Below are 25,273 nucleotides of genomic sequence, written 5' to 3'. Positions count from 1 at the left end.
ATGGAGATCTGGCACAACCCGCGCTGCTCGAAGAGCCGCGCGGCCAAGGCCGCGCTGGACGAGGCGGGCGTGGAGTACACCGAGCGGCGCTACCTGGACGAGCCGCCGACGGCCGGCGAGCTGGACGCGGTGCTGAAGCGCATCGGCGCGGAGCCGTGGGACGTGGCGCGCCTCGGCGAGCCCGTCGCCAAGGAGCTGGGCCTGAAGGACCTCGAGCACGACCGCGCGCGGTGGATCGAGATCATGGTGGCGAACCCGGTGCTGATCCAGCGGCCGATCGTGCTGACGGGCGAGGAGGCCGTGGTGGCGCGCGACCCCGACTCGGTCAAGAAGGCCCTCGACAGCCGCTGATGCGGGTGTGATTCTGGGGATCGGAACGCTGCGGCGTTCCACGCCGACGATGAGTGACGTCCGGGAGGGGCGATGACGGCGCAGATGCGCACCGGCCCGGCCGCGCGCGACCCGGACTTCCGGGGCATCGACCCGCCCGCGCTCGACCAGGTGATCCGGCAGCTGCGGGACGCGCAGGCCGCGATCTCGGGCTGGCTGAACGGGCACCGCCCGCCGGCCGGGGTCTCGCAGGCCGGGTACCGGCAGGCCGACCAGGTGGCGCACTGGGTCTCCGGCCAGCTCGGGATGCTGACGCGGCGGTACAACTTCGCGGTCACCCACCCCGACCCGGGCGGCGGGGTGGACGCCCCGCCCGTGCCGCGGCCCGCGCCGGCGCCGAAGCGGACCGGCGGGTCCCCGGGCGGGACGCCCCGTCCGGTGCGCCCGCCGGCCCGGACGGCGCCGGTGCACAAGGCCGCCCCGACGCCGCGGGGCGCCGGCGACCTCGGCGGGTACCCGGACCGTCCGGCGGCGCAGAAGGCGGCCAGGGTGGACGCGCTGGCCGTCATCGCCGCCGTCCAGGGCGGGAAGGCCGTCCCGGACGCGGTGTGGAAGCGGCTGACGGCCGACGCCGGGGACCCGGACTACACCGAGACGCTGTACGCGCGGCTCGGCCCGGCGGGCGCGGCGCACCTGGTCGAGGCGGCGCACGGCGACGCGGCGCGGCTGAAGACGGTCCGGGAGTCGCTCGGCACGTCCAGCCACCATCTGGCGATGGACGTGAAGTGGCTGCGCGCGTACCTGGCCGAGGCCGACCGCGCCGGGGTGCGTCCGGCGGCGGTGCGGGTCGTCACCGAGGCGAACCTGAGCGCCAGGACCCGCGAGGCACTGGTCAAGCTGCATCTGGACGCCCGGACGCATGCCGAGGGAGCCCCGTCCGGCGGGCAGGGCGCGCCGGCCGGCGCACCGGCCCCGCAGAACGCACCACCCCCGCAGAACGCACCGGCGCCGCAGAACGCACCGGCCCCGCAGAACGCACCGCCCCAGAACGGCGCAGCACCGCAGCCGCAGAGCACACCGAGCAACGTCGCCTGATGTGAGGTAGCCATGGCCGCTCCACCGCCTCCAGGGAGCCTGCCTCCGCCGTACACCGCCGCGGCGGCCGCCGAGCTGTCGCCGACGGAGCAGCCGAACCCCGAGTACGAGCGGCTGTACCACGCGTACGCCGACGCCTACGGCAGCATCGACCAGGTCCGGCGGGCCCTGGACGCGCCGGTGCGGACGCTCGGCTCGACCGACGCGTGGCTGGGCCCGGAGGCGCGCCAGTGGGGCGGGCGGCTCGATTCGCAGCGCGGGACGCTGCAGAAGGCGGCCGACCGGATCCTCTGGGACATCTACGACCGTCTGTCGTCCACGCAGCGGACCACCCCTCGGGTCTAGTCTCTGTCGGGTGAGGGACCCGAAGCTGCGCGAGATCGACCAACGCGCCTTCCTGCGCCGGCTCAACCCGATGCTCGAGGTGTACCGGGCCGCGATGGAGCCGCCGGACGAGCAGCTGCCGGGCCGGCACACGATCATGGAGCGGCACGCGGCCTACCCGTCGTTCCGCGCGTTCGTCGCGGAGCGGCGCGGCGCCCTGCCCGGCCTGCCCGGCCCGGTCCACGGGTTCGCCTACGGGTTCCGCGGGGCGCGCGGGCAGTGGTGGCACGACGTGGTGTACCAGGCGCTCATCGACCTCGGCGGCGAGGCGCACGCCGCGACGTGGATGGACGAGTCGTTCGAGGTGGCGGAGCTGCACGTGCACCCGCAGGCGCAGGGCCGGGGCCTCGGCCGCGCGCTGCTGACCGCGCTGTGCGAGGGCCGCCCGGAGCGGACGGTCGTGCTGTCGACGCTGGACAGGCGGCCCGAGACCCCGGCCCGGCACCTGTACCGCTCGGTCGGCATGGTGGACCTGCTGACCGACTTCGAGTTCCCCGGCGGCGGCCCCCGCTACGCGGTCATGGGCGGGACGCTGCCCTTGGCGCCGTACCCGCCGGCCTCCAGCAGCCCGTAGACCTCGCGCGTCGCGGTCGACTGGTTGAAGGTGATGAAGTGGATGCCGGGCGCGCCCTGGTCGAGCAGCTCGCGGCAGAGCTCGGCGGCGTGCTCGATGCCGAGCCGCCGCACCGCCTCGGGGTCGTCGGCGACGGCGTCGAAGCGGGCCCGGACCTCGGGCGGGAACGGGGCGCCGGACAGCTGCTCGGACCGCTCGATGGTGCTGTACCTGGTGACCGGCATGATGCCGGGGATGATCGGCGTCGCGCAGGCGGCGGCCGCGACGCGGTCGCGCAGCCGCAGGTAGTCCTCGGCGCGGAAGAACATCTGGGTGATGGCGTAGTCGGCCCCGGCGCGGCACTTCTCGACGAAGTAGCGGGTGTCGCTCTCGATGTCGGGCGAGCGCGGGTGCTTGTACGGGAACGCGGCGACGCCGACGCTGAAGTCGCCGTAGGAGCGGATCATGCGGACGAGTTCGGCGGCGTACTCGACGCCCTCGGGGTGCTTGACCCACTCCCCCATCGGGTCGCCGGGCGGGTCGCCGCGCAGCGCGAGCACGTTGCGGACGCCGGCGGCGGCGAACCGGCCGATGAGGTTGCGCAGCTCGGCCTGGGAGTGGTTCACGGCGGTGAAGTGCGCGACCGGGGTGAGGGTGGTGTCGGTGGCGATGCGCTCGACGATGTCGACGGTCGTGTCGCGGGTGCCGCCGCCCGCCCCGTAGGTGACCGACACGAACGTCGGGTGGAGGGGCTCCAGCTCGCGGATCGTACGCCACAGGTTCCGGGCGCCCTTGTCGGTCTTGGGCGGGAAGAACTCGAAGGAGAAGGACCGCTCGCCCGAGGCCAGCAGCTCGCGGACGGTCGGGGGCCGGTCGGGACGTACGGGTCGCATCCCCCAAGCCTACAGTGGGGCCCGGCGCGGGCCCCGGCCCGTGCGGGCGCGCGGCCGCCCGGGGCACCCGCGTCCGTTACGCGTGATCCTGCACACGTCCGCACCACCGTAATGCCTCAATTTCCTAGGATGTACTGACATATCGCTCAATGGCTGGCCGGTGGAATCCATCCGGCTGGATACGATCACGGGCATGCCAAGCCTGCCCGCGGGAGGACGACCCATCGCATCCCCCGGCTCGCTCCACTCGTCCTGGAGCCGCGTCCGCAAGGAGGTCGACGAGGCGCTGCTGGCCTTCGTCGACCGCCAGCGCCCCGGCCTGCTGGCCATCAGCGACGACCTCGCGCCGCTGATGTCGGCGCTGGACGCGCTGCTGGCGGGCGGCAAGCGGCTGCGCCCGGCGTTCGGCTACTGGGGCTGGCGCGCGGCCGGCGGCGGCGTCGACGACCCCGGCATCGTGCGCGCGGCGGCGTCCCTGGAACTGCTCCAGGCGAGCGCGCTGATCCACGACGACGTGATGGACTCCAGCGACACCCGGCGCGGGCAGCCGTCGGTGCACCGCCGATTCGAGGCGCTGCACCGCGCGCACGGCTGGCCGGGCGCCGCCGAGCCGTTCGGCGCCGGCACCGCGATCCTGCTGGGCGACCTGTGCCTGGCCTGGTCGGGCGAGATGTTCGAGACGTGCGGGCTGGACGAGGAGCGGCGCGCCCGCGGCCGGGCCGTCTACGACCTGATGCGCACCGAGGTCATGTGCGGCCAGTACCTCGACATGCTCGAGGGCACCCGCGGCGGGGCGTCGGCGGAGACGGCGCTGCGGGTGGTGGAGTTCAAGAGCGCCAAGTACACGATCGAGCGGCCGCTGCACCTCGGCGCCGCGCTGGCCGGCGCGGACCCGCGGGTGACCGCCGCGCTCACCGGCTACGGCCTGCCGCTCGGCATCGCCTTCCAGCTGCGCGACGACGTGCTCGGCGTGTTCGGCGACCCGGCCGAGACCGGCAAGCCCGCGGGCGACGACCTGCGCGAGGGCAAGCGGACGGTGCTGGTCGCGCTCACGCTGGAGCGCGCCACCCCGGCGCAGGCGGCGGCGCTGGAGCGGCGGCTCGGCGACCCGGCGCTGGACCGCCCCGGCGTGGACGAGGCGCGCGCGATCATCGAGGAGACCGGCGGCCTGGCGGCCTGCGAGGCGATGATCGACGGCTACCTGGACGAGGTGGGCCGGGCGCTGGCCGGCGCGCCGATCGCCGAGGAGGCGCGCGAGGCGCTCGCCGAGCTCGCGATCGCCGCCACCGCGCGCCGCACGTGATCCGAAGGCAACGAATTGGCAAAGTGAGGCTGGTGGGGTAGCACCATCCCACCATTTGGTGGCAGAAATGTCGCCATGTGCGCAGACATCCCGGGGAACCGCGCGCCGCGCGTCGCCCCGCTCCCCGAGGCGGAGTGGGACGACACGCTGCGGGCCGCCACCGCGTCGATCGGCCCGCTGAACGTCCTCACCACGCTCGGCCGCCACCCGAAGCTGTTCCGCAGCTGGATCGGGCTCGGCACCGCGCTGCTGATGAAGGGCCTGCTCGGCGACCGCGACCGGGAGCTGGCCATCATGCGGACGGCGCACCTGCGGGACTGCGCCTACGAGTGGGGGCACCACCGCCGGCTCGCGCTCGCCGCGGGCCTCACCGAGGCCGAGGTCGCGGCGCTGCGGCTGCCGCTCGACGACCACGGCTGGTCCGACGACGACCTGATGGTGCTGACGGCGGCGGACGAGCTGAACGAGCGCAGCACCCTCACCGACGCGACGTGGACGGCGCTGTCGACCCGGTTCGGGGAGCAGGAGCTGATCGAGCTGGTGATGCTCGTCGGGCACTACCACATGGTCGCGTTCGCGCTGAACGCGCTGCAGGTCCAGGACGAGGAGGGGCACTGATGCGGCGCCCCGGAGGACGGGCGGGACGGTGGACGCCGGCCGCGGGGGCGCTGGTGTCCGCGCTCGCGCTCGCGGCCGCGCCGTCCGCGGCGGCCCCGGCACAGGCCGCGCAGGCCGCGCAGGCCGCGCAGACCCGGTGCGGCGACCCGGCCCAGCGGCCCTGGTGCGACACCGCCCTCGGCCCGGACAGGCGGACCGCGCTGCTGATGGCGAGGATGACCGACGACGAGAAGATCGCGATGCTCGCGTCGGACGACCCGCTCGGCGGCCCCCTCGGCGGGTTCATCGACACCGCGCACGCCGACACCAACAGCGGGATCCCGCGCCTCGGCGTCCCGCCCCTCTACATGGCCGACGGCCCGGCGGGCGTCCGGCAGGGCAAGGCCACCCGGCTGCCCGCGCCGATCGCGCTGGCCGCCGGGTTCGACCCGGCCGCGGCGCGGCTGTACGGCGGGACGGTCGGGTGGGAGGCCCGGCACCGCGGCAACGACCTGATCTTCGGGCCGACCGTGGACGTGCTGCGCGCGCCGCGCAACGGCCGCGCGTTCGAGGGCTTCGGCGAGGACCCCTACCTGTCGTCCGGGCTCGGGGCCGCGTGGATCCGCGGCGCGCAGGCGCAGGGCGTGATGGCGTCGGTCAAGCACATGGCCGTCTACACCCAGGAGAGCGACCGGCTGTCGCTGGACATGAAGGTCGACCCGAGGACGCTGCGGGAGGTCTACCTGCCGCCGTTCGAGGCGGCGGTGAAGGAGGGCGGCGCGGCGACCGTCATGTGCGGGTTCGGCAGGCTGAACGGGCGGTGGGCCTGCCAGGACGACGGCGCGCTCAACAAGGTCCTCCGGTCGGAGTGGGGCTTCAAGGGGTTCGTGCCGTCCGACCACACCGCCGTGCAGGACACCGCGGCCGCCGCCAACGGCGGGGTCGACATGGAACTGCCGATCGGCATGAAGTACAACGCGCTCCTGCTCAAGACGGCGGTCGCGCAGAAGAAGGTCACGCAGGCGACGATCGACGGGCACGTCCGCAACGTGCTGCGGACGATGTTCGCGTTCGGGGTGTTCGACCGGCAGGCGTACCCGAACGACCTCGCCGCGATCGACCGGACGCCGAGCGAGACCGCCGCGCGGAGCATCGCGGAGGGCGGCATCACGCTGCTGCGCAACGCGGGCGGGATCCTGCCGCTGAAGTCGCCCTCGTCGATCGCGCTGATCGGGCGGGCCGCGCGGCAGAGCCAGAGCGGGACGGGGTCGGCGAACGTCGTGCCGTTCACGTCCGTCGGCGCGCAGGACGGCATCGCCCGCCGCGCCGGCTCCGGCACGCGGATCAGCTACAACGACGGCGACGACGCGGGCGCCGCCGCCGACGCCGCCCGCAAGGCCGACGTCGCGATCGTGTTCGCCACCGACAGCGAGGGCGAGTTCTTCGACCGCTCCTGCCTGACGCTCCGGTGCGGCGAACCGCTGCGCGGCGACCAGGACGGGCTGATCGGCGCCGTCGCCAAGGCCAACCCCAACACGATCGTCGTGCTGGAGACCGGCGGCCCCGTGCTGACCCCCTGGCGGAACCAGGTCAAGGGCATCATCGAGGCGTGGTACCCGGGCCAGGAGGGCGGGAACGCGCTGGCCCGCGTCCTGTACGGCGACGTGGACCCGGGCGGGCGGCTGCCCGTCACCTTCCCCGCCGCCGAGGGCGACGCGCCCCTCGCCGGGAACCCGTCGCAGTTCCCCGGCGTGAACAAGACCGTCACGTTCTCCGAGGGCGTCATGGTCGGCTACCGGCACTACGACGCCAAGGGCCTCACGCCGGCGTTCCCCTTCGGGCACGGCCTGTCGTACACGACGTTCCGCTACAGCGGGCTGGCCGCGTCGTCCACGTCGGTGCAGGTCACGGTGACGAACACCGGCGCACGCGCGGGCACCGCCGTCCCGCAGCTGTACCTGGGGCTTCCCTCCGCCGGCGTGGACGTCCCGCAGCCGCCCAGGCAGCTCAAGGGCTATGCCAAGGTCGCCCTGGCCCCGGGCCAGAGCAAGCGCGTCACGTTCCCGCTGACCTCGCGGTCCCTGGCGTACTGGAACCAGGACGCGAAGGCGTGGAAGGTGGCGGGCGGCTGCTACAAGGCGATGGTCGGCGGCTCCGAGCGCGACATCCAGCAGACCGGGAGCTTCGGGACGTGCGCCGCGAAGTAAAGATCGGGGTTCCGCTGCCCCGCTCCGGCGTGACACGGTACAAATGAGGAAATCTTCGTCCGTCCCCGCCGAGTCGGAGTCCCCCCTTGCCGCACGACACCTCCCGCGGGAGGACGAACCCCCACACCGGGCGCCCCGCCCCGTCCCGCAACGGCCAGCAGGCCCGTTCCGGGCAGGGACGCGCGGGCCAGCCCCACGGCCGCCCGGCCAAGCCGCGCCCCGGCCAGCCCGGCCCGGCGGCGGGAACGGCCGGCAAGCGGCCCGCCCCGCGCCAGGGCAAGGGCCGCCGGCACGAGCGGCCGCTGCGCCCCGGCGACCCGCGCAGCATCGGCGGCTACCGGCTGCTCGGGCGGCTCGGCGAGGGCGGCCAGGGCGTGGTCTACCTGGGCCGCGACGGTGGCGACCGCCTGGTCACGGTCAAGGTGCTGCGCGGCGGCCTGGACGCCGGGCAGCGGGCGCGCAGCCGGTTCGTCAAGGAGGCGGAGGCCGCGCGGAAGGTCGCCGGGCGGCACACCGCGCGGGTGCTGGACGCCGACGTCACCGGCGACCGCCCCTACATCGTCAGCGAGTTCGTCGAGGGGCCGCCGCTGCAGCGGGTCGTCGACGAGGACGGGCCGCTGCCGGCCCCGCAGCTGCGCAAGGTGGCGCTGCGCACCGCCGGCGCGCTCGCCGCGATCCACCGCGCGGGGATCGTGCACCGCGACTTCAAGCCCGCCAACGTGGTGCTGGGCCCGGACGGCGCCAAGGTGATCGACTTCGGCATCGCGCGCGCCGCCGACGCGCTGGCCCGCACCGAGCCGCTCACCACGAGCCCGGTCGGCACCCCCGGCTACATGGCGCCCGAGCAGATCGAGGACGAGCCGGTCGGGCCGCCCGCCGACGTGTTCGCCTGGGGCGCCGCGATGGTGTTCGCCGCGACGGGCCGGCCGCCGTTCGGCAGCGGGCCGAGCGCCGCGGTGATGCGGCGGGTGACGTCCCGGCCGCCCGACCTCGGCGACATGGAGGGGCCGCTGCGCGAGCTGGCCGCCCGCTGCCTCGACAAGAACCCGGCGGCCCGGCCGACCGCGCCGCAGCTCGTCCGCGCGCTGCGCGAGGGGCAGGGGCCCGCGCCGAAGCCGCGGCCCACCCGCATCCCGCGCTACCGGTGGCGGATGATGCTGGCGCTCGCCGCGGTGATCATCGCCGGGTTCGTGCTCGGCGTGCTGTTCTAGCGGCGGACCCGCCGGCGCCCACCGGCACGGCACTCACCTGGCCCGCGCTCACCGGGACCGGTGATCACCAGTGCGGGGGGCGCTCCTCGAGCAGCCGCGCGTCGTCATCGCCGCCGCCGCGCCACTCGCCCCAGCCGGTGTCGGTGTCGTCGGCGGTCTGGTCCGGCAGGATCTCCAGGTCGTCGCCCAGGTCGACCGGCCGGTCGTCGTCGGGTCCCACGCTCATGATCCCCATTGTCGGTCATCGGCGGGACCGCCCGCACCGTGATCCCCGTCGCCCGGAACTCGCGCCCGCCCGGCTCAGGCGGCGGGGGCGGGGAGGCGGCGGGCGAACTCGGCGGCCGCGGCGCCCGGGTCGTCGGCCTCGGTGATCGCCCGGACCACCACGACGCGCTCGGCGCCCGCGTCCAGCACCTCGCCGAGGTTGCCGAGGTCGATGCCGCCGATCGCGAACCACGGGCGGGGCTGGCGCTGCGCCGCCACGTACTCCAGCAGCTTCGCGCCGGGCGCGTGGCGTCCCGGCTTGGTCGGCGTGGGCCACACCGGGCCCGCGCAGAAGTAGTCCACGCCCGGCTCGGCGGACGCCGCGGACGCCTGCTCGTCGGAGTGCGTGGACCGGCCGATCAGCACGTCCCCGCCGACGATCTCGCGGGCGGCCGGCACCGGCAGGTCGTCCTGCCCGAGGTGCAGCACGTCGGCGCCGACCGCGCGGGCGACGTCGGCGCGGTCGTTGACCGCCAGCAGCGCCCCGTGCCGCTCGCACGCCGCCCGGAACACCTCCAGGTAGGCCATCTCCTGCCGGGCCTCCAGGCCCTTCTGGCGCAGCTGGACGATGTCGACGCCGTTGCCGAGCGCCGCGTCCAGGAACGCGGGAAGGTCCCCCTGCCGCTCCCTCGCGTCCGTGCAGAGGTAGAGGCGGGCGCGGCTGAGCCGGGCGCGCAGCGCCACGGCCCGTTCGGTCGGGATGTGCCTGGACACGGTGGGGGCGGTTTCCTTTCGGTGGGCATGCGGCGCGGGGCCACGCGCGGCGGCGTGACCCCGCGGCCGGTCCGCTCGGTCGGTTCGGGTCAGAATGCCAGGGCCTGGGCGCGTCGCCGCACCTCGGTCCCCCGGTTCTCGCTCAGCGCCTGGACGGGCGTACCGGGCAGCGTGTCGTCGGCGGTGAACAGCCAGCGGAGGGTCTCGACCTCGTCGAAGCCGGCGTCCGACAGCAGCGTCAGGGTGCCGGACAGGCCCTTGATGACCTGGCCCTCCCGGATGAACGCCGCCGGCACCATCGGCTCGCCGTCGCGGCGGACCGACAGCAGCTTGCGCTCGCTGATGAGCTGCTTGATCCGGCTGGTCTTGATGCCGAGCCGCTCCGCCGCCTCCCGGAGGGAGAGCCAGTCGCCGGCGAGGGCGTCGGTGCGGGGGTCCAGTGCGCTGTCAACGGTTGCGTGCGTCTGGGTCACGCCCCCTTGCTACCACGCCTTCGGAAGCCTCAAACCCACCCGGCCGCCGTTACCGGCGGTCGGGTTCCGCTACCGGCGAACGGCCTGGCGGACGGGCACGTCCGGGTCCGCGATCGCCTCCGGATCCACCGGCGTCCCGGCCGCGATCACCCGCCTGGCCTGCACCAGGTCGCGCGGGCTGTCCACGGTCAGGATCGCGTCGAGCCGGTCGCCGGTCAGCCACGCCACCGCCCACTTGCGGCCGGACGGGTCGCCGCGGTGGACGAGCCGCTCGGACCGCGCGTGGTGCCCGGCGTACTGCACCATCCGGCCGAACTGCTCGGACCAGAAGTAGGGGGCGGCGTCGTAGACCGCGTCCTGGCCGAGCAGGGCCGCCGCGGCGACGTCGGGGGCGTTGAGGGCGGTGTCCCAGTGCTCGACGAGGAGCCGCCTGCCGTACCGGTCCGACCACCATGCGGCGCAGTCGCCGACCGCGACGACGTCGGTGCGGACGGTGCCGGCCTCGTCGTCCGCCACGGCCCGGAACGAGCCGTCGGTGACGACGCCGCGCTCCAGCAGCAGGCCGGAGCCCTCCAGCCAGCCGAGCGCGGGCCGGACGCCGATCCCGACGACGACCTCGTCGGCGGCGATCCGCTCGCCGCCGCCGGGGCCGCCGCCGGGGCCGGCGAGGGCGAGGCCGCCGTGCTCGACCGCGGCGACCTTGACGCCGGTGCGCAGCTCGACGCCCGCCTCGGCGTACCAGGGGATGGTGAGCGCGCCGATCTCCTGGCCGAGCGCGACCGCGAGCGGGGTGTCGGCGGCCTCGACGACGGTGACGGCGCAGCCCTTCTTCGCCGCGGTGGTGGCGACCTCGGCGCCGATCCAGCCCGCGCCGACGATCACGATCCGGGCGCCCTCGGTGAGGCGTCCGCGCAGGTCGCGGGAGTCGTCGATGGTGCGCAGGACGTGCTGGCGGCCGTCCCCGGGCAGCGTGACGGGCTCGGCGCCGGTGGCGATGACCAGGCCGTCGAAGGGCAGGTCGCCGGCGGTGGTCGCGACGGTGCCGCCGCCCCGGCCGTCACGGCCCGGCGCGTCGAGGCGCAGCGCGGTGGCGCGCTCGCCGAGCAGCAGCTCGCAGCGGAGCGCGTCCCAGTCGGCGTCCACGGTGGTGTCGTCGGAGTCGCCCGCCAGCACCGCCTTGGACAGCGGCGGCCGGTCGTACGGCATGTGCCGCTCCGCCGAGACGAGGGTCAGCTCGCCCTCGTACCCCTTGCTCCTCAGTGCCTCGGCGGCCCGCACGCCCGCCAGCCCGCCGCCCACGACGATGACCCTGTTCATGGGCGCCCACCCTAACCGGGGCCGCCGGAGCGCTTTTGGACGGGTGTCCAGACAGGTGCATTCGGGGTGTTGGCCGTATGGTGGGGCATAGCGGCACGTGCACAACACAACAGAGCGCGGGAGTCCGGTGCGACCGGGCTGAGAGGGCGGCTGAGCGGGCCGCCGACCGCCACGACCTGATCCGGATCATGCCGGCGAAGGGAGCGCGCATTGCGGATCGTGATCATCGGGGCCGGGGTCATCGGCCTGGCCACCGCCTGGCGGGCCGCGCAGGGCGGCGCCGCCGTCACCCTGGTCGACCCGGCGCCCGCGAGCGGCGCCTCGTCGGTCGCCGCGGGCATGCTGACCCCCGTCAGCGAGCTGAGCTACGGCGAGGAGCCGCTGCTGCGGCTCGGCCTCGCCTCCCGCGACCGCTACGGCGCGTTCGCCGCCGAGCTGGCCGAGGCCACCGGCCTGGACACCGGCTACCGCGACGACGGGACGCTCCAGGTCGCGTTCGACGCCGACGACCTGAAGCTCCTGGACGACCTGCGCGCCTTCCAGGAGAGCCTCGGCATCCCCGTCGAGGCCCTCACCGGCCGCGAGTGCCGCAGGGCCGAGCCGATGCTGGCGCCCGGGGTGCGCGGCGGCCTGCTCGCGCCCGAGGACGGCTCGGTCGACCCGCGCCGGCTCGCCCCGGCGCTGCTGGCGGCGGGCGAGCGGCTGGGCGTCCGGCTGGTGCGGCGGCGCGCGGAGGGCCTGCTGGTCGAGCGCGACGCGGCCGCCGGGGTCCGGCTGGACGACGGCGCCGAGATCCGCGCGGACCGGGTGCTGCTGGCCGCCGGGCCCTGGTCGGGCGACCTGGCGGGCCTGCCCGCCGGGACCGTTCCACCCGTCCGCCCCGTCAAGGGCCAGGTGATCAGGCTCCGCACGCCGGTGCCGTTCCTGCGGCGCACCACCCGCGGCCTGGTGAAGGGCTCGTCGGTCTACCTGGTGCCGCGCGCGGACGGCGAGATCGTCATCGGCGCCACGCAGGAGGAGCTGGGCTTCGACACGCGGGTCACCGCGGGCGGCCTCTGGGAGCTGCTGCGGGACGCCCGCGAGCTGCTGCCCGGCCTCACCGAGCTGGAGTTCGCCGAGGTCACCGCGGGCCTGCGGCCCGGTTCCCCGGACAACGCCCCGCTGATGGGCCCCACCGCGCTGCCCGGCCTCTACCTCGGCACCGGCCACTTCCGCAACGGCATCCTGCTGGCGCCGGTCAGCGCCGACGCCCTCGCGGCGATGCTGCTGGACGGCCCCGTGCCCGAGGTGGCCGCCCCGTTCTCCCCCGCCCGCTTCTCCCCCGGACCGCAGTGAGGAAGGCCGCGCAGTGATGCGGGCCGCAGTGACGAAGGTCGTGCAGTGATGAAGGTCGTGCAGTGATGAGGATCATCGTGAACGGAGAGCCGCGCGAGCTGCCGGACGGCGCGTCCGTGGCGCAGGCGGTCGCGGCCGTCACCACCGCCGCGTCCGGCGTGGCGGCCGCGCTGAACGACGAGGTCGTCCGGCGCTCGGCGTGGGAGGCGACGACGCTGCGCGAGGCGGACCGCCTCGAGGTGCTGACCGCGGTGCAGGGAGGCTGACCGGTGACACGGGACACGACGAACGACGCCGCCGCCGACGCCCTGGTGATCGCCGGCGAGGAGATCGGCTCCCGGCTGATCATGGGCACCGGCGGGGCGCCGAGCATGCACGTGCTGCGCGAGGCGCTGACCGCGTCGGGGACGGCGCTCACCACGGTCGCGATGCGGCGGGTGGACCCGTCGGCGCGCGGCTCGGTGCTGGACGTCCTGGGCGAGTGCGGCATCCGGGTGCTGCCGAACACCGCGGGCTGCTTCACCGCGGGCGAGGCCGTGCTGACCGCGAAGATGGCGCGCGAGGCGCTCGGCACGAACTGGGTCAAGCTGGAGGTGATCGCGGACGAGCGGACGCTGCTGCCGGACCCGATCGAGCTGGTGGAGGCCGCCGAGCAGCTCGTCGACGACGGCTTCGCCGTCCTGCCCTACACCAACGACGACCCCGTGCTCGCGCACCGGCTGGAGCAGCTCGGCTGCGCGGCGGTGATGCCGCTGGGCTCGCCGATCGGGTCGGGGCTCGGCATCCGCAACCCGCACAACATCGAGCTGATCGTCGAGCGGGCGGAGGTCCCGGTGATCCTGGACGCGGGGCTCGGCACCGCGTCCGACGCCGCGCTGGCGATGGAGCTCGGCTGCGACGCGGTGCTGCTGGCGACCGCCGTCACCCGCGCGCAGTCGCCCGCCCGGATGGCCGCGGCGATGCGGCACGCCGTCGAGGCCGGGCGGCTCGCCCGGCTCGCGGGCCGTATCCCCAAGCGCCGCTACGCCCAGGCGTCCTCGCCGTTCGAGGGCCTCGCGTCGTCCTGAGAGCTCATTGAAGCCGAGCTAAAGCTTCGGATGTAGAAATATTCGCTGGACCTGAACGGTGGACGTCCACAGACTGGAGGGCGTCCACCGGACGGGCCGCCCGCAACCGCGCCGCACCCTTCGGTGTTCATGGAAGCGTCCCGAACCTAAGGTGCGTCACATGCAACAGGGCAGTGCCCGGCGAACGGGCGTCGACCGGCTCGCCGTCGCCGCGGCGGCCGTCACGGTCGTGCTGTGGGCCTCGGCGTTCGTCGCGATCCGCAGCGCAGGCGCGGAGTACGGCCCCGGCGCGCTGGCCCTCGGCCGGCTCCTCTCCGGGACCGTCGTGCTCGCCGTCATCTGCCTGGTCCGCCGCGAGGGCCTGCCGCCGAGGGGCGCCTGGCCCGGCATCGCCGCGGCGGGCGTGCTGTGGTTCGGCGCCTACATGGTCGCGCTGAACTGGGGCGAGCGCCTCGTGGACGCCGGCACGGCGGCCCTCGTGGTCAACATCGGCCCGATCCTCATCGCGCTGCTCGGCGGCTGGCTGCTGAAGGAGGGCTTCGCGCCGCGGCTGCTGGCCGGCATGGCGGTGTCGTTCGCGGGCGCCGCGATCGTCGGGCTGTCGATGTCGGGCGACGGGGGCGCGTCGGTCGGCGGCGTGCTGCTGTGCCTCGTCGCCGCCGTGACGTACGCGTTCGGCGTCGTCAGCCAGAAGCCGGCGCTGCGGCACGCGACGCCGCTGCAGTTCACCACCTGGGCCTGCGCGATCGGCGCGGTCGTCTGCCTGCCGTTCGCGCCGCAGCTGGTCTCGCAGGCCGCCGACGCCCCGGCCGCCGCCACCCTGAACATGGTGTACCTCGGCGTCTTCCCGACCGCGATCGCCTTCACCACCTGGGGCTACGCGCTGGCCCGGACGTCCGCCGGGAAGATGGGCGCCACCACCTACGCCGCGCCCGCGCTCGTGGTCGCGATGTCGTGGCTGTTCCTCGACGAGGTCCCCGGCCTGATCACGCTCGGCGGCGGCGCCCTGTGCCTCGCCGGCGTCGCCGTCTCCCGCAGCACCCGCGGCCTGCGCCGCGGCCGCCCGGCCGCCGCCGCGGCGGACCCGCCCGCGCCCGCGTCCGACCCGCGGCTCATCGATGCTCATACTCACGACTGATGAGAACATCCGTCATTCGCCCGTAAACTCGCCTCGATGGACACGTCGGTTGCAGATCCACTCGTCGGGCAGGTGCTCGACGGGCGCTACCGCATTGAGTCCCGGATCGCGCGCGGCGGCATGGCCACCGTGTACGTGGCCCGCGACCTCCGGCTGGACCGCACGATCGCGATCAAGGTGATGCACGCCGGGCTCGCCTCCGACGAGGACTTCGTCGCCCGCTTCATCGGCGAGGCCAAGGCCGCCGCGGCGCTCTCGCACCCCAACGTCGTCGCCGTGTACGACCAGCGCTCCGACGGCGAGCACGTCTTCCTGGTGATGGAGTACGTCCCGGGCCGGACGCTGCGCGACGCGCTCACCGAGCTCGGCCGGCTCGGCCCGCGCGCCGCCCTGGAGATCATGCAGCCCGTCCTCGCGGCGCTCGGCGCCGCGCACCGGGCCGGCCTCGTGCACCGCGACGTCAAGCCGGAGAACGTGCTGATCTGCGAGGACGGCACCATCAAGGTCGCCGACTTCGGCCTCGCCCGCGCGGAGAGCGCGAGCAAGATGACCAAGACCGGCATGATCATCGGCACGGTCGGCTACCTCGCGCCCGAGCAGGTGCTGCAGGGCACCGCCGACGTCCGCTCCGACGTCTACGCCGCCGGGATCATGCTGTTCGAGCTGCTCACCGGCCGGCTCCCCCACCAGGCCGACACGCCCCTCGCCGTCGCCTACAAGCACGTCAACGAGGTCGTCCCGCCGCCGTCCAGCGTCGTGCCCGGCATCCCGCAGCGGGTGGACGAGCTGGTCACCGACGCCACCAGCCACGACCCGGCCCGCCGCCCCCAGGACGCCAACCAGTACCTGGCGGAGGTCGCCGAGGTCTTCGGCGGCCTGCCGCGCGACTTCGACCGCCGCATGGAGGAGGCGTCCCGCACCGCCACCAGCGTGCTGGAGACACCGCCCGCCGCCCCGCCGCAGGGGCACACCGCCGTCCTCGACCCGAGGAGCGCGCCCGAGACCCTCCCCTCCGGGTACGCGCCGCGCTCCCGCGCCGACCGGGCGCTCGGCGCGCTCACCGGCAAGTACGTGCTGATCGCCATCGGCGCCATCGCCGCCGTGGTCCTCGGCTGGGCCGTCTGGTACCAGACGTCCGGCCAGTACGACCACATCCCCTCCCAGATCATCGGGATGAAGGTCGCGGACGCCCAGCGCGAGCTCGACCACGCCGGGCTGGACGTCCGCGTCGCCACCGCCGTGTACGACGACCACGTCCACAAGGGCATGGTCGCCAAGAGCGACCCGCCCGCCGGCGCCCGCATCGCCAAGGGCCAGACCGTCACGCTGACCCCGTCGAAGGGCATCACCCCCCGCGAGGTCCCGGACGTGTCCGGCAAGTCCCTCGACGACGCGAAGCGGACCCTGCAGAACAAGGGCTTCACGATCGGCAGGACCAGCACGACCCCGTCGCAGCGGGTCGGCAAGGACAAGGTCGTCGGCACCGACCCGGACGCGGGCGAGAAGCAGTCCCCCGACAAGCCGGTCGACATCATCGTCAGCAGCGGCATGTCCATGCCGAACGTCGTCGGCACCGACGGCGACACCGCCGCCAACCAGCTGCGCTCCATGGGCCTGAACGTCACCGTGGAGAAGAAGAAGGTCGACGGTAAGCCCGCGAACACCGTGGTCAGCCAGGACCCGGCGGAGGGCACCGGCGTGTCGAGCGGCGACGACGTCACCATCGTCGTCAACAAGCGCGACTGCATCGTGGACGCGGGCCCCATCCACTTCGGCTGCAACGACGGCGACCCCCAGCAGAACATCCCCGTCCCCAACATGACCGGCCGCAGCGTCGCCGACGCCAGGAAGGCCCTCCGGGACTCCGGCTTCAACGTCAATGTCACCGGGTTCGGCGGGAACACCGTCCGGTTCCAGAGCCCGAACAGCGGCGAGGCCCCGCGCGGCTCCACCATCACCCTGGTCAAGGGCCCCTGACCGGGTCCGGACGGTCGGATCCGGCGGCTAGGCTGAACGGCCTATGACCGCACCGCAGAGCCCCATCGGGGCGCACGTTCCCGTGGCCGGCGGGCTCGCCACCGGCGGCCTGAAGTACGCCGCCGAGATCGGCGCCGAGGCGATCCAGGTCTTCGTCGCCAACCCGCGCGGGTGGGCGCTGCCCGAGGGCAGGCCCGCCGAGGACGCCAAGCTCCTGGCGCGCACCGACGTCGCCGTCTACGTGCACGCCCCCTACCTGGTCAACTTCGGCTCGCCCAGCGAGGAGACCCTCGCCAAGTCGATCGCGACCGTCCGGCACTCCCTCGTCCGCGGCCGCGCGATCGGCGCCCGCGGCGTGGTCGTCCACACCGGCTCCGCCGTCAGCCAGAGCTACGACGCGGCCATGGCGCAGGTCCGCGAGCACGTGCTGCCGCTGCTGGAGGAGATCCCCGAGGACGGCCCCGACCTCCTCCTGGAGCCGATGGCGGGCCAGGGCAAGATGCTGTGCGCCAAGGTCCAGGACCTCGGCGCGTTCTTCGACCGCCTCGACCACCACCCGAAGCTCGGCGTCTGCTTCGACACCTGCCACGCGTTCGCCGCGGGCCACGACCTCGCCGCGCCCGGCGGCGTCAAGGACACCATGGACGCCCTGGTCGCCACCGTCGGCGAGGGCCGCCTCAAGCTCGTCCACGCCAACGACTCCAAGGACGCCTGCGGCTCCGCCAAGGACCGGCACGAGAACATCGGCGCGGGGCGGATCGGCGAGCAGCCCTTCGCCGACCTCTTCCGGCACCCCGCCGTGGCCGGCGTCCCGTTCATCATCGAGACCCCCGGCCGCGCCCCTGAACCGCACGGCAAGGACATCGCGACCCTCAAGCGCCTCAGAGCCGGCGACCAGCCCTGACCGCGACCGGGAGCTCAACCGGAAGATCGGCCACAACGGACCGCCAGGCGATCGTCCGTAACCCCGACCGGCGGCGACCGCCACGTTGCGATCGCGTGCGAAGCCGGATTCGAGCTTGCGAGAATCCGATCGCGAAGCGAGCCCCCAGGGCGAGTCGAAGCGATGCTGCGATCGCCGCTTCGCCCGCCGAAGGAAGGCGCTCCAGCGCCTGACGCCAAGGGCGAAGCAATGAATAGGACTCGGGCGTCGCCGAACAACCCCCCGACTGTTCGACGACGCCCGAGCCACAGGTCGTCGGGTCCCACCCCCCCGGTACGGGACCCGGCGACTCACGATCCGGCGTTCGACTGGCGCCCGCCGGATCTCCGGGTTTGCTGTTGTGGGAGGTTTCGCGGTGGTGGACGGGGATGCCGTCCGGTCCGTCCGCCCGCTCCTCCGAAGCGGTGTGGCGTGTGGTGCCACTGAGAACACTAGAGGTCCGATGCCTCCGATCGGCACCCTGGAAACACAAGGCTCGGTAAACGGTTAGTAGTCAGAGTTATGCGGAGGGTAGTCGCGCGGTGAGCGGTCGGTTTCGCGGGACGAGCGGACGGGCCGGCATGTAGGAACGGTCCACACGACGGTGAGCGGTCCTGTGGGAAAATCACGGCCCGGCGCGGCGGCCGTCTCCGCGAGCGCTCAGCGGGCGGCGGCGGGCTCGGGGAGGTGCAGCCGGGCCATGGCGCCGTCGGTGCGGCGGGGCACGCGGCGGCGGGTGAGCAGCGACGCCGTGATCATGACGGCGAACGCGGCGGGCGCGACGACCAGGGCGGGCTGGGCGAGCAGCGCGGCGGTCCAGCCGGCGCGCGGGCCGCAGGCGAGCCGGGCGACGCCGGCGGCGACGGAGAGCCCGCCGCCGGCGGCGAGTCCGGCGAGGGCGCCGGCGGCGGTCAGGCCCCGCCACCAGATGCCGAGGACGAGCAGCGGGCACAGCGAGCACGCCGACACGCACAGCGCCGTGACGACGAGCTCGGCGGCGTCTCTGGGGCCGATGGCGGGCAGCACGGCGAGCGGCGCGGCCAGCGCGAGGACCACGCCGATCCGGAACACGGTGACGCCGTCGCGGTGCCGCATGCGCTGGGTGACGGTCCCGGCGATGGCGACGACGAGCCCGCAGGAGGTGGAGATGAACGCGGCGAACGCGCCGGCGGCGACGACCCCTGCGAGCAGCGCGCCGGGCAGGCCGGGCGCGGCCCTGAGCGGCAGCACCAGGATGGTGGCGTCGATGTCGCCGGTCATCAGCAGTTCGGGGGTGTAGAGGCGGCCGAGCGTGCCGTAGAGGGCCGGGAAGGCGTAGAAGAGGGCGAGCAGCCCGGGGACGAGCGCGGCGGTGCGGCGGGCGGCCCGCCCGGAGGTGCTCGTGTAGAAGCGCATCAGGATGTGGGGCAGGCCCATCGTCCCGAGGAGGACGCCGAGCAGCGTCGAGTAGGTGGTGTAGAGGCCGCGCCAGGTAGGGGGGCCGGACGGGACGGCCCACATCCCGTCGCTGGGGGCGGTGTGGCGTTCGGCGTGCGGTATGGCGGCGCCGGGCGGGAACACGAGTTCGGTGCCGCGACCGGCGGTGTGCGGACCCGGGCTCAGGGGCACGGGGGCGCGGTCGTGGCGGACGCCGTCGAGCCGTCCCGTGGCGGTGACGGTCACGGCCTGCCGGACGGTCACGGTGACGTCGGTGTGCACGTGGACGCGGGTGGTGCGCTCGAAGCGCGCCGGCCGGTCCCCGGCGGGGGCCGCGCCGCCGCCGGCGTGCCAGATCGCGAGCAGCGCGACGGCGGGCAGGGCGACGGCGGCGAGCTTGATCCAGAACTGCACGGCCTGGACGGTGGTGATGCCGCGCATGCCGCCGGACGCGACGAGGCCGACCGCCACGACGACGATCACGGCCCAGCCCGTCCAGACGGGGGCGCCGGTCAGCACCCGCAGGGTCACGCCGGCGCCCTGGAACTGGGGCAGCAGGTAGAACCAGCCGACGCAGCAGACGCAGCAGGTGACGGCGCGGCGGACGGCCCGGGACCCGAGCCGCCACTCGGCGAAGTCGGAGACCGTGTAGGCGCCGGAGCGGCGCAGCGGGGCGGTGACGAACGCCAGCAGCAGGACGTGCCCGGCGGTGGCGCCGATCGGCAGCCACAGCGTGCCGGTGCCGTAGGCGAGGACGAGCCCGGCGGTGCCGAGGTAGGCCGCGGCGGAGATGTACTCGCCGCCGATCGCGGCGGCGTTCCGGAGGGGGGTGACGCCCTGGGAGGCGACGAGGAAGTCGGAGGTGGTCCGGGCGGAGCGGCGGCCGTGCGCGCCGAGGGCCGCGGTCAGCGCCAGGACCGCGGCCAGGGAGGCGAGCGCGGCCGGCGCCGCCGGGGCGGTCACGCCCGGCCCGCCGGCCTCGTATGGTCGCGCTCGGCGCGTTCGGCGCGGTGCAGCTGCACGAGGGCGGTGATCACCCACAGCGGCTGGACGCCGAGGACCGGCAGCAGCCAGGACGGCGGGAGGCCGAACGGCCGGATCCCGCCGAGGCCCCGGGCGAGGGCGAGAAGGGCCGGGATCGCCGCGGTCACGGCCAGGACGATCGCGGCGGTCTGCAGGGCGATCCGCAACTGGGCACGGACGAGCGCGCGCGTGTCGTAGCGTCCAGGCGCGCACCGGACGCGGGCGCCGGCGGTCCCGGGCGGGACGGTATCGGACGGGTCGGAGTCGGACGCGTCGGAGTCGGGGCGGCCGGTACTGGACGGGTCGGAGTCGGGCGGGCCCTCGCCGGCGGGCACGGGGGCCGCCGCCGGCGCGCCGCCCTCCGGCCGGGCCGGGCCGGGCGTCGGATGCGGGTCAGCCATGGGCGCCGCCACCCTCCCCCGGGCCGCCCGCGCCGCCCGCCGCGTGGTGGAACCGGCGCACCAGCAGGTCGCGGACCTCGCGGGTGTGCCGGCGGCTCACCGGCAGCAGCGCGTCGCCGATCTGCACCGCGGCCCGGCCGCCGTCGAACCGCAGCTCGGTGATGTGCGCGGACGCGACGAGCGTGCTGCGGTGGATCCGGATGAACCCGGCGGCCTCCCACCGCTTCGTCAGCGCCGTCAGCGGCATCCGCACCAGGTAGCCGCCGTCGGCGGTGTGCAGCCGGACGTAGTCGCCCTGCGCCTCGACGTGGGTGACGGTCCGCCGCGACACCAGCCGGGTGCGGCCGCCCAGCTCGACCGGGATCATCTCGTCGTCGGCGCCCGCGTCGGGGGCGTCCTCGCCCTGCGGCCCGGTGCGGGACGCGGCCAGCTCGACCCGCCGGACCGCCTCGGCGAGCCGCTCCGGCCGGACCGGCTTGAGCAGGTAGTCGAGCGCGCCGAGCTCGTAGGCGGTGACGGCGCAGTCGTCGTGCGCGGTGACGAACACGACGTGCGGGGGCGCGGCGAAGCCGGTCAGCAGCCGGGTGAAGTCCAGGCCGTCGAGCCCGGGCATCCGGATGTCCAGGAACACCGCGTCCAGGCGCTCGCCCTCGACGAGCATCCGGCTCAGGTCGCGCAGCGCGGACGAGGCGTCCTCCGCGCCGGTGACCCTCCCGATCCTCGGGTCCTCGCGGAGCAGGTGGACCAGTTCCTCCAGGGCGGGGCGCTCATCGTCGACGGCAAGGACGTGCAGCATGGTGGCGACTTTGCCGCGATTACCGTCTGTCCGCAATCGGTTCCGAAAAGTGAGTACCGCACCGGGGTGCGGACGCTCAGTCCGGAAAGATGCCCGGACGGTACTTCGGAACGCGCAATCTGACCTTCGTTCCCGCTCCGAGCGCTGTCTCGACGGTCAGGCCGTACTCCTCTCCATAGACTTGGCGCATCCGCTCGTCGACGTTGGCGAGCCCGATCCCGCCGCCGCGCCGGTCCGGGGTGGCGACGCTCCCCCATCCGGTCGGTCCCGGGCGGCCGATCGGGGCGGCGAGGATCTCCTGGAGCCGTTCGGGGTCCATGCCGACCCCGTCGTCCTCGATGCTGATCGCGGCCTCGGCGCCGGAGTCGCGCGCCACGATCGAGATGTGCAGCGGGCCGCGGGTGCCCTTCATCCCGTGCCGGATCGCGTTCTCCACCAGCGGCTGCAGGGCGAGGAACGGGACGGCGACGGGCAGCACCTCGGGCGCCACCTGCACGTCGAACCGCAGCCGCTCGCCGAACCTGGCGCGCTCCAGCAGCAGGTACCGGTCGATGGAGCGCAGCTCGTCGGCGAGGGTGGTGAAGTCGCGCGGGTCGCGGAAGGAGTAGCGGGCGAAGTCGGCGAAGTCCAGCAGCAGGCCGCGGGCCCGCTCGGGGTCGGTGCGGACGAACGAGGCGATCGTGGTCAGCGAGTTGTAGACGAAGTGGGGGGAGATCTGCGCGCGCAGCGCCCGCATCTCGGCCTCGGCGAGCCGGATCCGGGCGGTGTCCAGCCGGGCCAGCTCGAGCTGGCCGGTGACCAGCCGGGCCGCCTCGCCGACGGCGCGGACGCGCGCGGTGGACGGACCGGTCCAGTACGCGGTGAGGGTCGCCTCGACGCGCCCCTCGATGGTGAGCGGCGCGACCATGGCGACGCGGACGCGGCACAGCGGGTCGCGGCAGCCGAGCAGCTCCGGGGCGATCACGCGGGGGCGGCCGGAGGCGAGCACGGGCAGCGCGTGGGCGACGGCGTCGCCGGCGTGCTCGTCGCGTCCGGCGCCGTCCCAGGCCAGCAACCGGGGGGCGGGGTCGGCGCCGCCGCCGGGACGCGCACCGGCGGCGCGGTCGCCGCCGCCGTACGCGCCCTCGGCGTACGGCTCGTCGCCGTACCGGTCGGCGCCGTGGGGATCGTCGTCGTACAGGTCGTCGTCGTCGTACCGGTCGTCGTCATAGAGATCGTCGCCGTAGGGCGCGTCCGCGTACGGGTCGTCGTCGCCGGTGGGGATGCCCACGACCGCGACGGCCTCGGCGCCGAGCAGCGTCCGCAGGTGCCGGGCCGCCTTGCGGGCCGACCCGGGGGTCAGCCCGCCGCGCAGCGGCGGCGCCACGCGGGCGAGGGCGTGCAGGGTCGCGAACGACGCCTGCTCCGCCGGGACGGCGGGGGCGCGGCGCGGGAGCCGCAGCCGCCCGCGCAGCGCGACCGCGCCCGCGGCGGCGCCCGCGGCCAGGGCGCCCGCGAGAATGTCCGCGACGGACGGTAGGACCATGACAACGTACGGTAACGGTTGTCTTCCGCCAAGGTCGGTGTGTTGCCGATTTACGGCGGTGTCCGGCCCCTCACGGCTCAGAGGGGCGGCTCAGAGGGGCGGCTCAGAGGGGCGGCGCCTCGCCCTCGTCCTCCTGGTAGGAGTACCGCTGCTCGGACCAGGGGTCGGCGACGTTGTGGTAGCCGCGCTCCTCCCAGAACCCGCGGCGGTCCTTCACCAGGTACTCCACGCCCCGGACCCACTTCACGCTCTTCCACGCGTACAGGTGCGGGACGACGATCCGGATCGGGAAGCCGTGGTCGGCGGTGAGCCGCTCGCCGTCGTGGTGGGTGGCGAACATCGTCCCGTCGGCGAGGAAGTCGCTCATCCGGATGTTGGCGCTGTAGCCGTACTCGGCCCACACCATCACGTGCGTCACGTCCGGAGCGGGAGGCGCCAGCTCGACGATCGCCGAGCCGGGGACGCCCTCCCACTCGTTGCCGGGGATCGTGAACTTGGTGACGCAGTGGAAGTCGGAGATCGCGCGCACCCGCGGCAGCGCGTCGAACTCCTCCCAGCTCCACCGGTGCTGCTCCCCCGACGCGGTGGCGCCGAAGACCCGGAAGTCCCAGTCCTTGGGACGGAACTTGGGGACCGGCCCGTAGTGGAGGACCGGCCAGCCCCGGGGGACGTACTGGCCTGGCGGCAGGTCCCGCGGCTGCGGCGCGGACGGTTCGGGGTGGGACATGACGCCGCCATCCTGCCATCAGGCGTGAGCTGAGCCATATTCGGGGGCCTTGCGGGATTCGGCGGCGCGCATCGGCTACGCTGAGCCCGTGCGCAACATCGTGTATTTCTTCTGGTTCGACCAGCCCGGGCGGCTGGTCTGCCAGACGTTGCGCTGACAGACCACAAGGCGAGAGCCCCGGGCCCCATCGGCCCGGGGCTCTCGTCGTTTCCAGGGGGTCGTCCGCGGGATCCGGCCCGGATCCGCGCGCGGTCCGCGTGATGAGGAGAGGCAGCACACCCATGGTCGTCGTCATGGCCCCGGAGGCCACCGAAGCCGATATCAAGGCCGTCGTCTCACTGGTCGAGACGGCGGGAGGCGACGCGTTCGTCAGCCGGGGCGTGGAACGCACCATCGTCGGGCTCGTCGGCGACGTCCAGCAGTTCGGGTCGCTGAACCTGCGCGGGATGCGCGGGGTGACCGACGTGGTGCGCATCTCGGTCCCCTACAAGCTGGTGAGCCGCGAGCACCACGCCGAGCGCACGGTGGTGCGGGTCGGCGGCGTGCCGATCGGCCCGGGCACGGTGACGCTGATCGCCGGCCCGTGCGCGGTGGAGACCCCGGAGCAGACGCTCGGCGCGGCGCAGATGGCGCAGGCGGCGGGCGCGACCCTGCTGCGCGGCGGCGCGTTCAAGCCCCGCACGTCGCCGTACGCCTTCCAGGGCCTCGGCGAGGCCGGCCTGCGCATCCTCGCGGACGTGCGGGAGGAGACGGGCATGCCGATCGTCACCGAGGTGGTGGACGCCGGGGACGTCGATCTCGTCGCGTCCTACGCCGACATGCTGCAGATCGGCACCCGCAACGCGCAGAACTTCGCGCTGCTGCAGGCCGCGGGCGAGTCCGGCAAGCCGGTGATGCTCAAGCGCGGCATGAACGGCACGATCGAGGAGTGGCTGATGGCCGCCGAGTACGTCGCGCAGCGCGGCAACCTCGACATCGTGCTGTGCGAGCGCGGCATCCGTACGTTCGAGAAGGCCACCCGCAACACCCTCGACATCTCCGCGGTCCCGGTGGCGCAGCGCCTCTCCCACCTGCCGGTGATCGTGGACCCGTCGCACTCGGGCGGCAGCCGCGACCTGGTGCTCCCGCTGACCCGCGCGGCCGTCGCGGTCGGCGCCGACGGCGTGATCATCGACGTGCACCCGCACCCGGAGACCGCGCTGTGCGACGGCCCGCAGGCCCTGGTGGACGGCGACCTGCGCGAGCTGGCCAAGCTCATGCGCGACCTGCCGCCCATCGTCGGCCGCACCCTGACCGAGGCGCCCGGCCCCGTCCCCGCCTGACCCGGCCCGGCGCCGCCCGGCCCCGTCGGCTTGTGGCGTGTCGCCCTCATGAGGACCTTCATGACGGCGATACGCCGCGAGTCAACGCGAGTGCGGGCTGCTGGTAGTTTCGTGGGCATGGCGTACTGGACCTCGAACCTCGGCCCGCCCCGCTCCTGACGGGGCGCGGCGACGGCACCTCCCTGCGAGTCCTGACGGACCCGGCGCGATCGCGCCCGGTCCGCGTTCTCCTGCGCCCCGGATCCGGATCCTTCCCTCCCGATTCGAGCCCAGGAGCCTTTCC

25 protein-coding genes and 1 riboswitch are annotated in these 25,273 nt (G+C 74.6%); of the genes, 15 read left to right on the top strand and 10 right to left on the bottom strand.

Annotation, left to right across the window (positions count from 1 at the left end; all coding sequences use genetic code 11):
• From ABT299_RS18060 to ABT299_RS18045, 4 genes are all read left to right on the top strand, one after another.
• Complete coding sequence (locus ABT299_RS18060) at window positions 1-351, top strand: arsenate reductase family protein (protein ID WP_190861836.1); 351 nt, start codon at window positions 1-3, stop codon at window positions 349-351.
• A 72-nt stretch (window positions 352-423) separates the two neighbouring features.
• Complete coding sequence (locus ABT299_RS18055) at window positions 424-1,425, top strand: hypothetical protein (protein ID WP_500251465.1); 1,002 nt, start codon at window positions 424-426, stop codon at window positions 1,423-1,425.
• A 12-nt stretch (window positions 1,426-1,437) separates the two neighbouring features.
• Window positions 1,438-1,770, top strand: coding sequence for a hypothetical protein (locus ABT299_RS18050; RefSeq protein ID WP_208269979.1), 333 nt, complete (start codon window positions 1,438-1,440; stop codon window positions 1,768-1,770).
• Window positions 1,771-1,780: 10 nt separating this feature from the next.
• A complete protein-coding gene (locus tag ABT299_RS18045; protein ID WP_190861843.1) occupies window positions 1,781-2,383 on the top strand; it encodes a GNAT family N-acetyltransferase in 603 nt (200 codons plus the stop codon).
• Here ABT299_RS18045 and metF read toward each other — a convergent pair.
• Window positions 2,320-3,255, bottom strand: coding sequence for a methylenetetrahydrofolate reductase [NAD(P)H] (gene metF, locus ABT299_RS18040; RefSeq protein WP_387028978.1), 936 nt, complete (start codon window positions 3,253-3,255; stop codon window positions 2,320-2,322). The genes ABT299_RS18045 and metF overlap by 64 nt on opposite strands.
• A gap of 193 nt (window positions 3,256-3,448) precedes the next feature.
• Between metF and ABT299_RS18035 the strand changes: the two genes are divergently transcribed.
• The 4 genes from ABT299_RS18035 to ABT299_RS18020 all read left to right on the top strand — a co-directional run bounded on the left by ABT299_RS18035 (window position 3,449) and on the right by ABT299_RS18020 (window position 8,573).
• Window positions 3,449-4,558: a polyprenyl synthetase family protein gene (locus ABT299_RS18035; protein ID WP_500251464.1), complete on the top strand. Its 1,110-nt coding sequence runs from the start codon at window positions 3,449-3,451 to the stop codon at window positions 4,556-4,558.
• A 75-nt stretch (window positions 4,559-4,633) separates the two neighbouring features.
• Window positions 4,634-5,176, top strand: coding sequence for a carboxymuconolactone decarboxylase family protein (locus tag ABT299_RS18030; protein ID WP_190861848.1), 543 nt, complete (start codon window positions 4,634-4,636; stop codon window positions 5,174-5,176).
• The gene (locus ABT299_RS18025; protein WP_500251463.1) at window positions 5,176-7,362 is read left to right on the top strand and encodes a beta-glucosidase; all 2,187 of its coding nucleotides are present in this window, start codon (window positions 5,176-5,178) and stop codon (window positions 7,360-7,362) included. The genes ABT299_RS18030 and ABT299_RS18025 overlap by 1 nt, the downstream gene beginning before the upstream one ends.
• A gap of 86 nt (window positions 7,363-7,448) precedes the next feature.
• Entirely contained in the window at window positions 7,449-8,573 is a 1,125-nt protein-coding gene (locus tag ABT299_RS18020) for a serine/threonine-protein kinase (RefSeq protein WP_500251462.1), read from the top strand.
• Window positions 8,574-8,637: 64 nt separating this feature from the next.
• On the opposite strand, the gene ABT299_RS18015 is transcribed toward ABT299_RS18020, so the two are convergent.
• From ABT299_RS18015 to ABT299_RS18000, 4 genes are all read right to left on the bottom strand, one after another.
• Window positions 8,638-8,799, bottom strand: coding sequence for a hypothetical protein (locus tag ABT299_RS18015; RefSeq protein WP_190861852.1), 162 nt, complete (start codon window positions 8,797-8,799; stop codon window positions 8,638-8,640).
• 74 nt (window positions 8,800-8,873) lie between these two features.
• Window positions 8,874-9,551: a thiamine phosphate synthase gene (gene thiE, locus ABT299_RS18010; RefSeq protein ID WP_190861854.1), complete on the bottom strand. Its 678-nt coding sequence runs from the start codon at window positions 9,549-9,551 to the stop codon at window positions 8,874-8,876.
• An 89-nt stretch (window positions 9,552-9,640) separates the two neighbouring features.
• Window positions 9,641-10,024, bottom strand: a complete 384-nt coding sequence (locus tag ABT299_RS18005) for an Rv2175c family DNA-binding protein (protein ID WP_190861857.1) — start codon at window positions 10,022-10,024, stop codon at window positions 9,641-9,643.
• Window positions 10,025-10,093: 69 nt separating this feature from the next.
• Window positions 10,094-11,341: an NAD(P)/FAD-dependent oxidoreductase gene (locus ABT299_RS18000; protein WP_500251461.1), complete on the bottom strand. Its 1,248-nt coding sequence runs from the start codon at window positions 11,339-11,341 to the stop codon at window positions 10,094-10,096.
• A 106-nt stretch (window positions 11,342-11,447) separates the two neighbouring features.
• Window positions 11,448-11,561, top strand: a riboswitch (TPP riboswitch).
• Between ABT299_RS18000 and thiO the strand changes: the two genes are divergently transcribed.
• The 6 genes from thiO to ABT299_RS17970 all read left to right on the top strand — a co-directional run bounded on the left by thiO (window position 11,552) and on the right by ABT299_RS17970 (window position 17,762).
• Entirely contained in the window at window positions 11,552-12,676 is a 1,125-nt protein-coding gene (gene thiO, locus ABT299_RS17995) for a glycine oxidase ThiO (RefSeq protein ID WP_190861861.1), read from the top strand. (Overlaps the previous riboswitch by 10 nt.)
• Before the next feature lie 65 nt (window positions 12,677-12,741).
• Window positions 12,742-12,942: a sulfur carrier protein ThiS gene (thiS, locus tag ABT299_RS17990; protein ID WP_190861863.1), complete on the top strand. Its 201-nt coding sequence runs from the start codon at window positions 12,742-12,744 to the stop codon at window positions 12,940-12,942.
• A 3-nt stretch (window positions 12,943-12,945) separates the two neighbouring features.
• Complete coding sequence (locus tag ABT299_RS17985; protein ID WP_500251460.1) at window positions 12,946-13,743, top strand: thiazole synthase; 798 nt, start codon at window positions 12,946-12,948, stop codon at window positions 13,741-13,743.
• A 160-nt stretch (window positions 13,744-13,903) separates the two neighbouring features.
• A complete protein-coding gene (locus tag ABT299_RS17980; RefSeq protein ID WP_500251459.1) occupies window positions 13,904-14,881 on the top strand; it encodes a DMT family transporter in 978 nt (325 codons plus the stop codon).
• Between the two features lie 36 nt (window positions 14,882-14,917).
• Window positions 14,918-16,858: a Stk1 family PASTA domain-containing Ser/Thr kinase gene (pknB, locus tag ABT299_RS17975; protein WP_387028961.1), complete on the top strand. Its 1,941-nt coding sequence runs from the start codon at window positions 14,918-14,920 to the stop codon at window positions 16,856-16,858.
• Between the two features lie 43 nt (window positions 16,859-16,901).
• Window positions 16,902-17,762 carry a deoxyribonuclease IV gene (locus tag ABT299_RS17970; protein ID WP_500251458.1) on the top strand — a complete coding sequence of 287 codons (861 nt, stop codon included), beginning with the start codon at window positions 16,902-16,904 and terminating at the stop codon, window positions 17,760-17,762.
• 678 nt (window positions 17,763-18,440) lie between these two features.
• Here the strand turns inward: ABT299_RS17970 and ABT299_RS17965 are convergent.
• The 5 genes from ABT299_RS17965 to ABT299_RS17945 all read right to left on the bottom strand — a co-directional run bounded on the left by ABT299_RS17965 (window position 18,441) and on the right by ABT299_RS17945 (window position 23,668).
• Entirely contained in the window at window positions 18,441-20,159 is a 1,719-nt protein-coding gene (locus ABT299_RS17965; protein WP_500251457.1) for a sodium:solute symporter family transporter, read from the bottom strand.
• The gene (locus ABT299_RS17960) at window positions 20,156-20,620 is read right to left on the bottom strand and encodes a hypothetical protein (protein ID WP_500251456.1); all 465 of its coding nucleotides are present in this window, start codon (window positions 20,618-20,620) and stop codon (window positions 20,156-20,158) included. Before ABT299_RS17960 ends, ABT299_RS17965 begins: the two co-directional genes overlap by 4 nt.
• On the bottom strand, window positions 20,613-21,416 hold the full coding sequence (locus ABT299_RS17955; RefSeq protein WP_433138510.1) for a LytR/AlgR family response regulator transcription factor: 804 nt from the start codon (window positions 21,414-21,416) through the stop codon (window positions 20,613-20,615). The genes ABT299_RS17960 and ABT299_RS17955 overlap by 8 nt, the downstream gene beginning before the upstream one ends.
• Before the next feature lie 76 nt (window positions 21,417-21,492).
• Window positions 21,493-22,941, bottom strand: a complete 1,449-nt coding sequence (locus tag ABT299_RS17950; RefSeq protein WP_500251455.1) for a histidine kinase — start codon at window positions 22,939-22,941, stop codon at window positions 21,493-21,495.
• A gap of 103 nt (window positions 22,942-23,044) precedes the next feature.
• Window positions 23,045-23,668, bottom strand: coding sequence for a sulfite oxidase-like oxidoreductase (locus tag ABT299_RS17945; RefSeq protein ID WP_190861877.1), 624 nt, complete (start codon window positions 23,666-23,668; stop codon window positions 23,045-23,047).
• Window positions 23,669-23,949: 281 nt separating this feature from the next.
• Here ABT299_RS17945 and aroF point away from each other — a divergent pair, with 281 nt between their 5' ends.
• Window positions 23,950-24,990 carry a 3-deoxy-7-phosphoheptulonate synthase gene (gene aroF / locus ABT299_RS17940; RefSeq protein ID WP_190861879.1) on the top strand — a complete coding sequence of 347 codons (1,041 nt, stop codon included), beginning with the start codon at window positions 23,950-23,952 and terminating at the stop codon, window positions 24,988-24,990.
• Window positions 24,991-25,273: the final 283 nt, after the last annotated feature.

Source organism: Spirillospora sp. NPDC000708 (assembly GCF_040299565.1).
Classification (GTDB): domain Bacteria; phylum Actinomycetota; class Actinomycetes; order Streptosporangiales; family Streptosporangiaceae; genus Spirillospora.
The sequence above is the reverse complement of the archived record's forward strand: the minus strand, read 5'-3'. Positions and strand labels throughout refer to the sequence as shown.

Bases quoted from the DNA above. Each gene is read 5' to 3' on its own strand.
- ABT299_RS18035 (WP_500251464.1), top strand. From the start codon at position 3,449: ATGCCAAGCCTGCCCGCGGGAGGACGACCCATCGCATCCCCCGGCTCG.
- aroF (WP_190861879.1), top strand. From the start codon at position 23,950: ATGGTCGTCGTCATGGCCCCGGAGGCCACCGAAGCCGATATCAAGGCC.
- ABT299_RS18000 (WP_500251461.1), bottom strand. From the start codon at position 11,341: ATGAACAGGGTCATCGTCGTGGGCGGCGGGCTGGCGGGCGTGCGGGCC.
- ABT299_RS18050 (WP_208269979.1), top strand. From the start codon at position 1,438: ATGGCCGCTCCACCGCCTCCAGGGAGCCTGCCTCCGCCGTACACCGCC.
- ABT299_RS18055 (WP_500251465.1), top strand. From the start codon at position 424: ATGACGGCGCAGATGCGCACCGGCCCGGCCGCGCGCGACCCGGACTTC.
- ABT299_RS17955 (WP_433138510.1), bottom strand. From the start codon at position 21,416: ATGCTGCACGTCCTTGCCGTCGACGATGAGCGCCCCGCCCTGGAGGAA.
- ABT299_RS18030 (WP_190861848.1), top strand. From the start codon at position 4,634: ATGTGCGCAGACATCCCGGGGAACCGCGCGCCGCGCGTCGCCCCGCTC.
- metF (WP_387028978.1), bottom strand. From the start codon at position 3,255: ATGCGACCCGTACGTCCCGACCGGCCCCCGACCGTCCGCGAGCTGCTG.
- ABT299_RS18025 (WP_500251463.1), top strand. From the start codon at position 5,176: ATGCGGCGCCCCGGAGGACGGGCGGGACGGTGGACGCCGGCCGCGGGG.
- ABT299_RS17980 (WP_500251459.1), top strand. From the start codon at position 13,904: ATGCAACAGGGCAGTGCCCGGCGAACGGGCGTCGACCGGCTCGCCGTC.
- thiS (WP_190861863.1), top strand. From the start codon at position 12,742: ATGAGGATCATCGTGAACGGAGAGCCGCGCGAGCTGCCGGACGGCGCG.
- ABT299_RS17945 (WP_190861877.1), bottom strand. From the start codon at position 23,668: ATGTCCCACCCCGAACCGTCCGCGCCGCAGCCGCGGGACCTGCCGCCA.
- ABT299_RS18060 (WP_190861836.1), top strand. From the start codon at position 1: ATGGAGATCTGGCACAACCCGCGCTGCTCGAAGAGCCGCGCGGCCAAG.
- ABT299_RS17970 (WP_500251458.1), top strand. From the start codon at position 16,902: ATGACCGCACCGCAGAGCCCCATCGGGGCGCACGTTCCCGTGGCCGGC.
- pknB (WP_387028961.1), top strand. From the start codon at position 14,918: ATGGACACGTCGGTTGCAGATCCACTCGTCGGGCAGGTGCTCGACGGG.
- ABT299_RS17960 (WP_500251456.1), bottom strand. From the start codon at position 20,620: ATGGCTGACCCGCATCCGACGCCCGGCCCGGCCCGGCCGGAGGGCGGC.
- ABT299_RS17950 (WP_500251455.1), bottom strand. From the start codon at position 22,941: ATGGTCCTACCGTCCGTCGCGGACATTCTCGCGGGCGCCCTGGCCGCG.
- ABT299_RS18015 (WP_190861852.1), bottom strand. From the start codon at position 8,799: ATGAGCGTGGGACCCGACGACGACCGGCCGGTCGACCTGGGCGACGAC.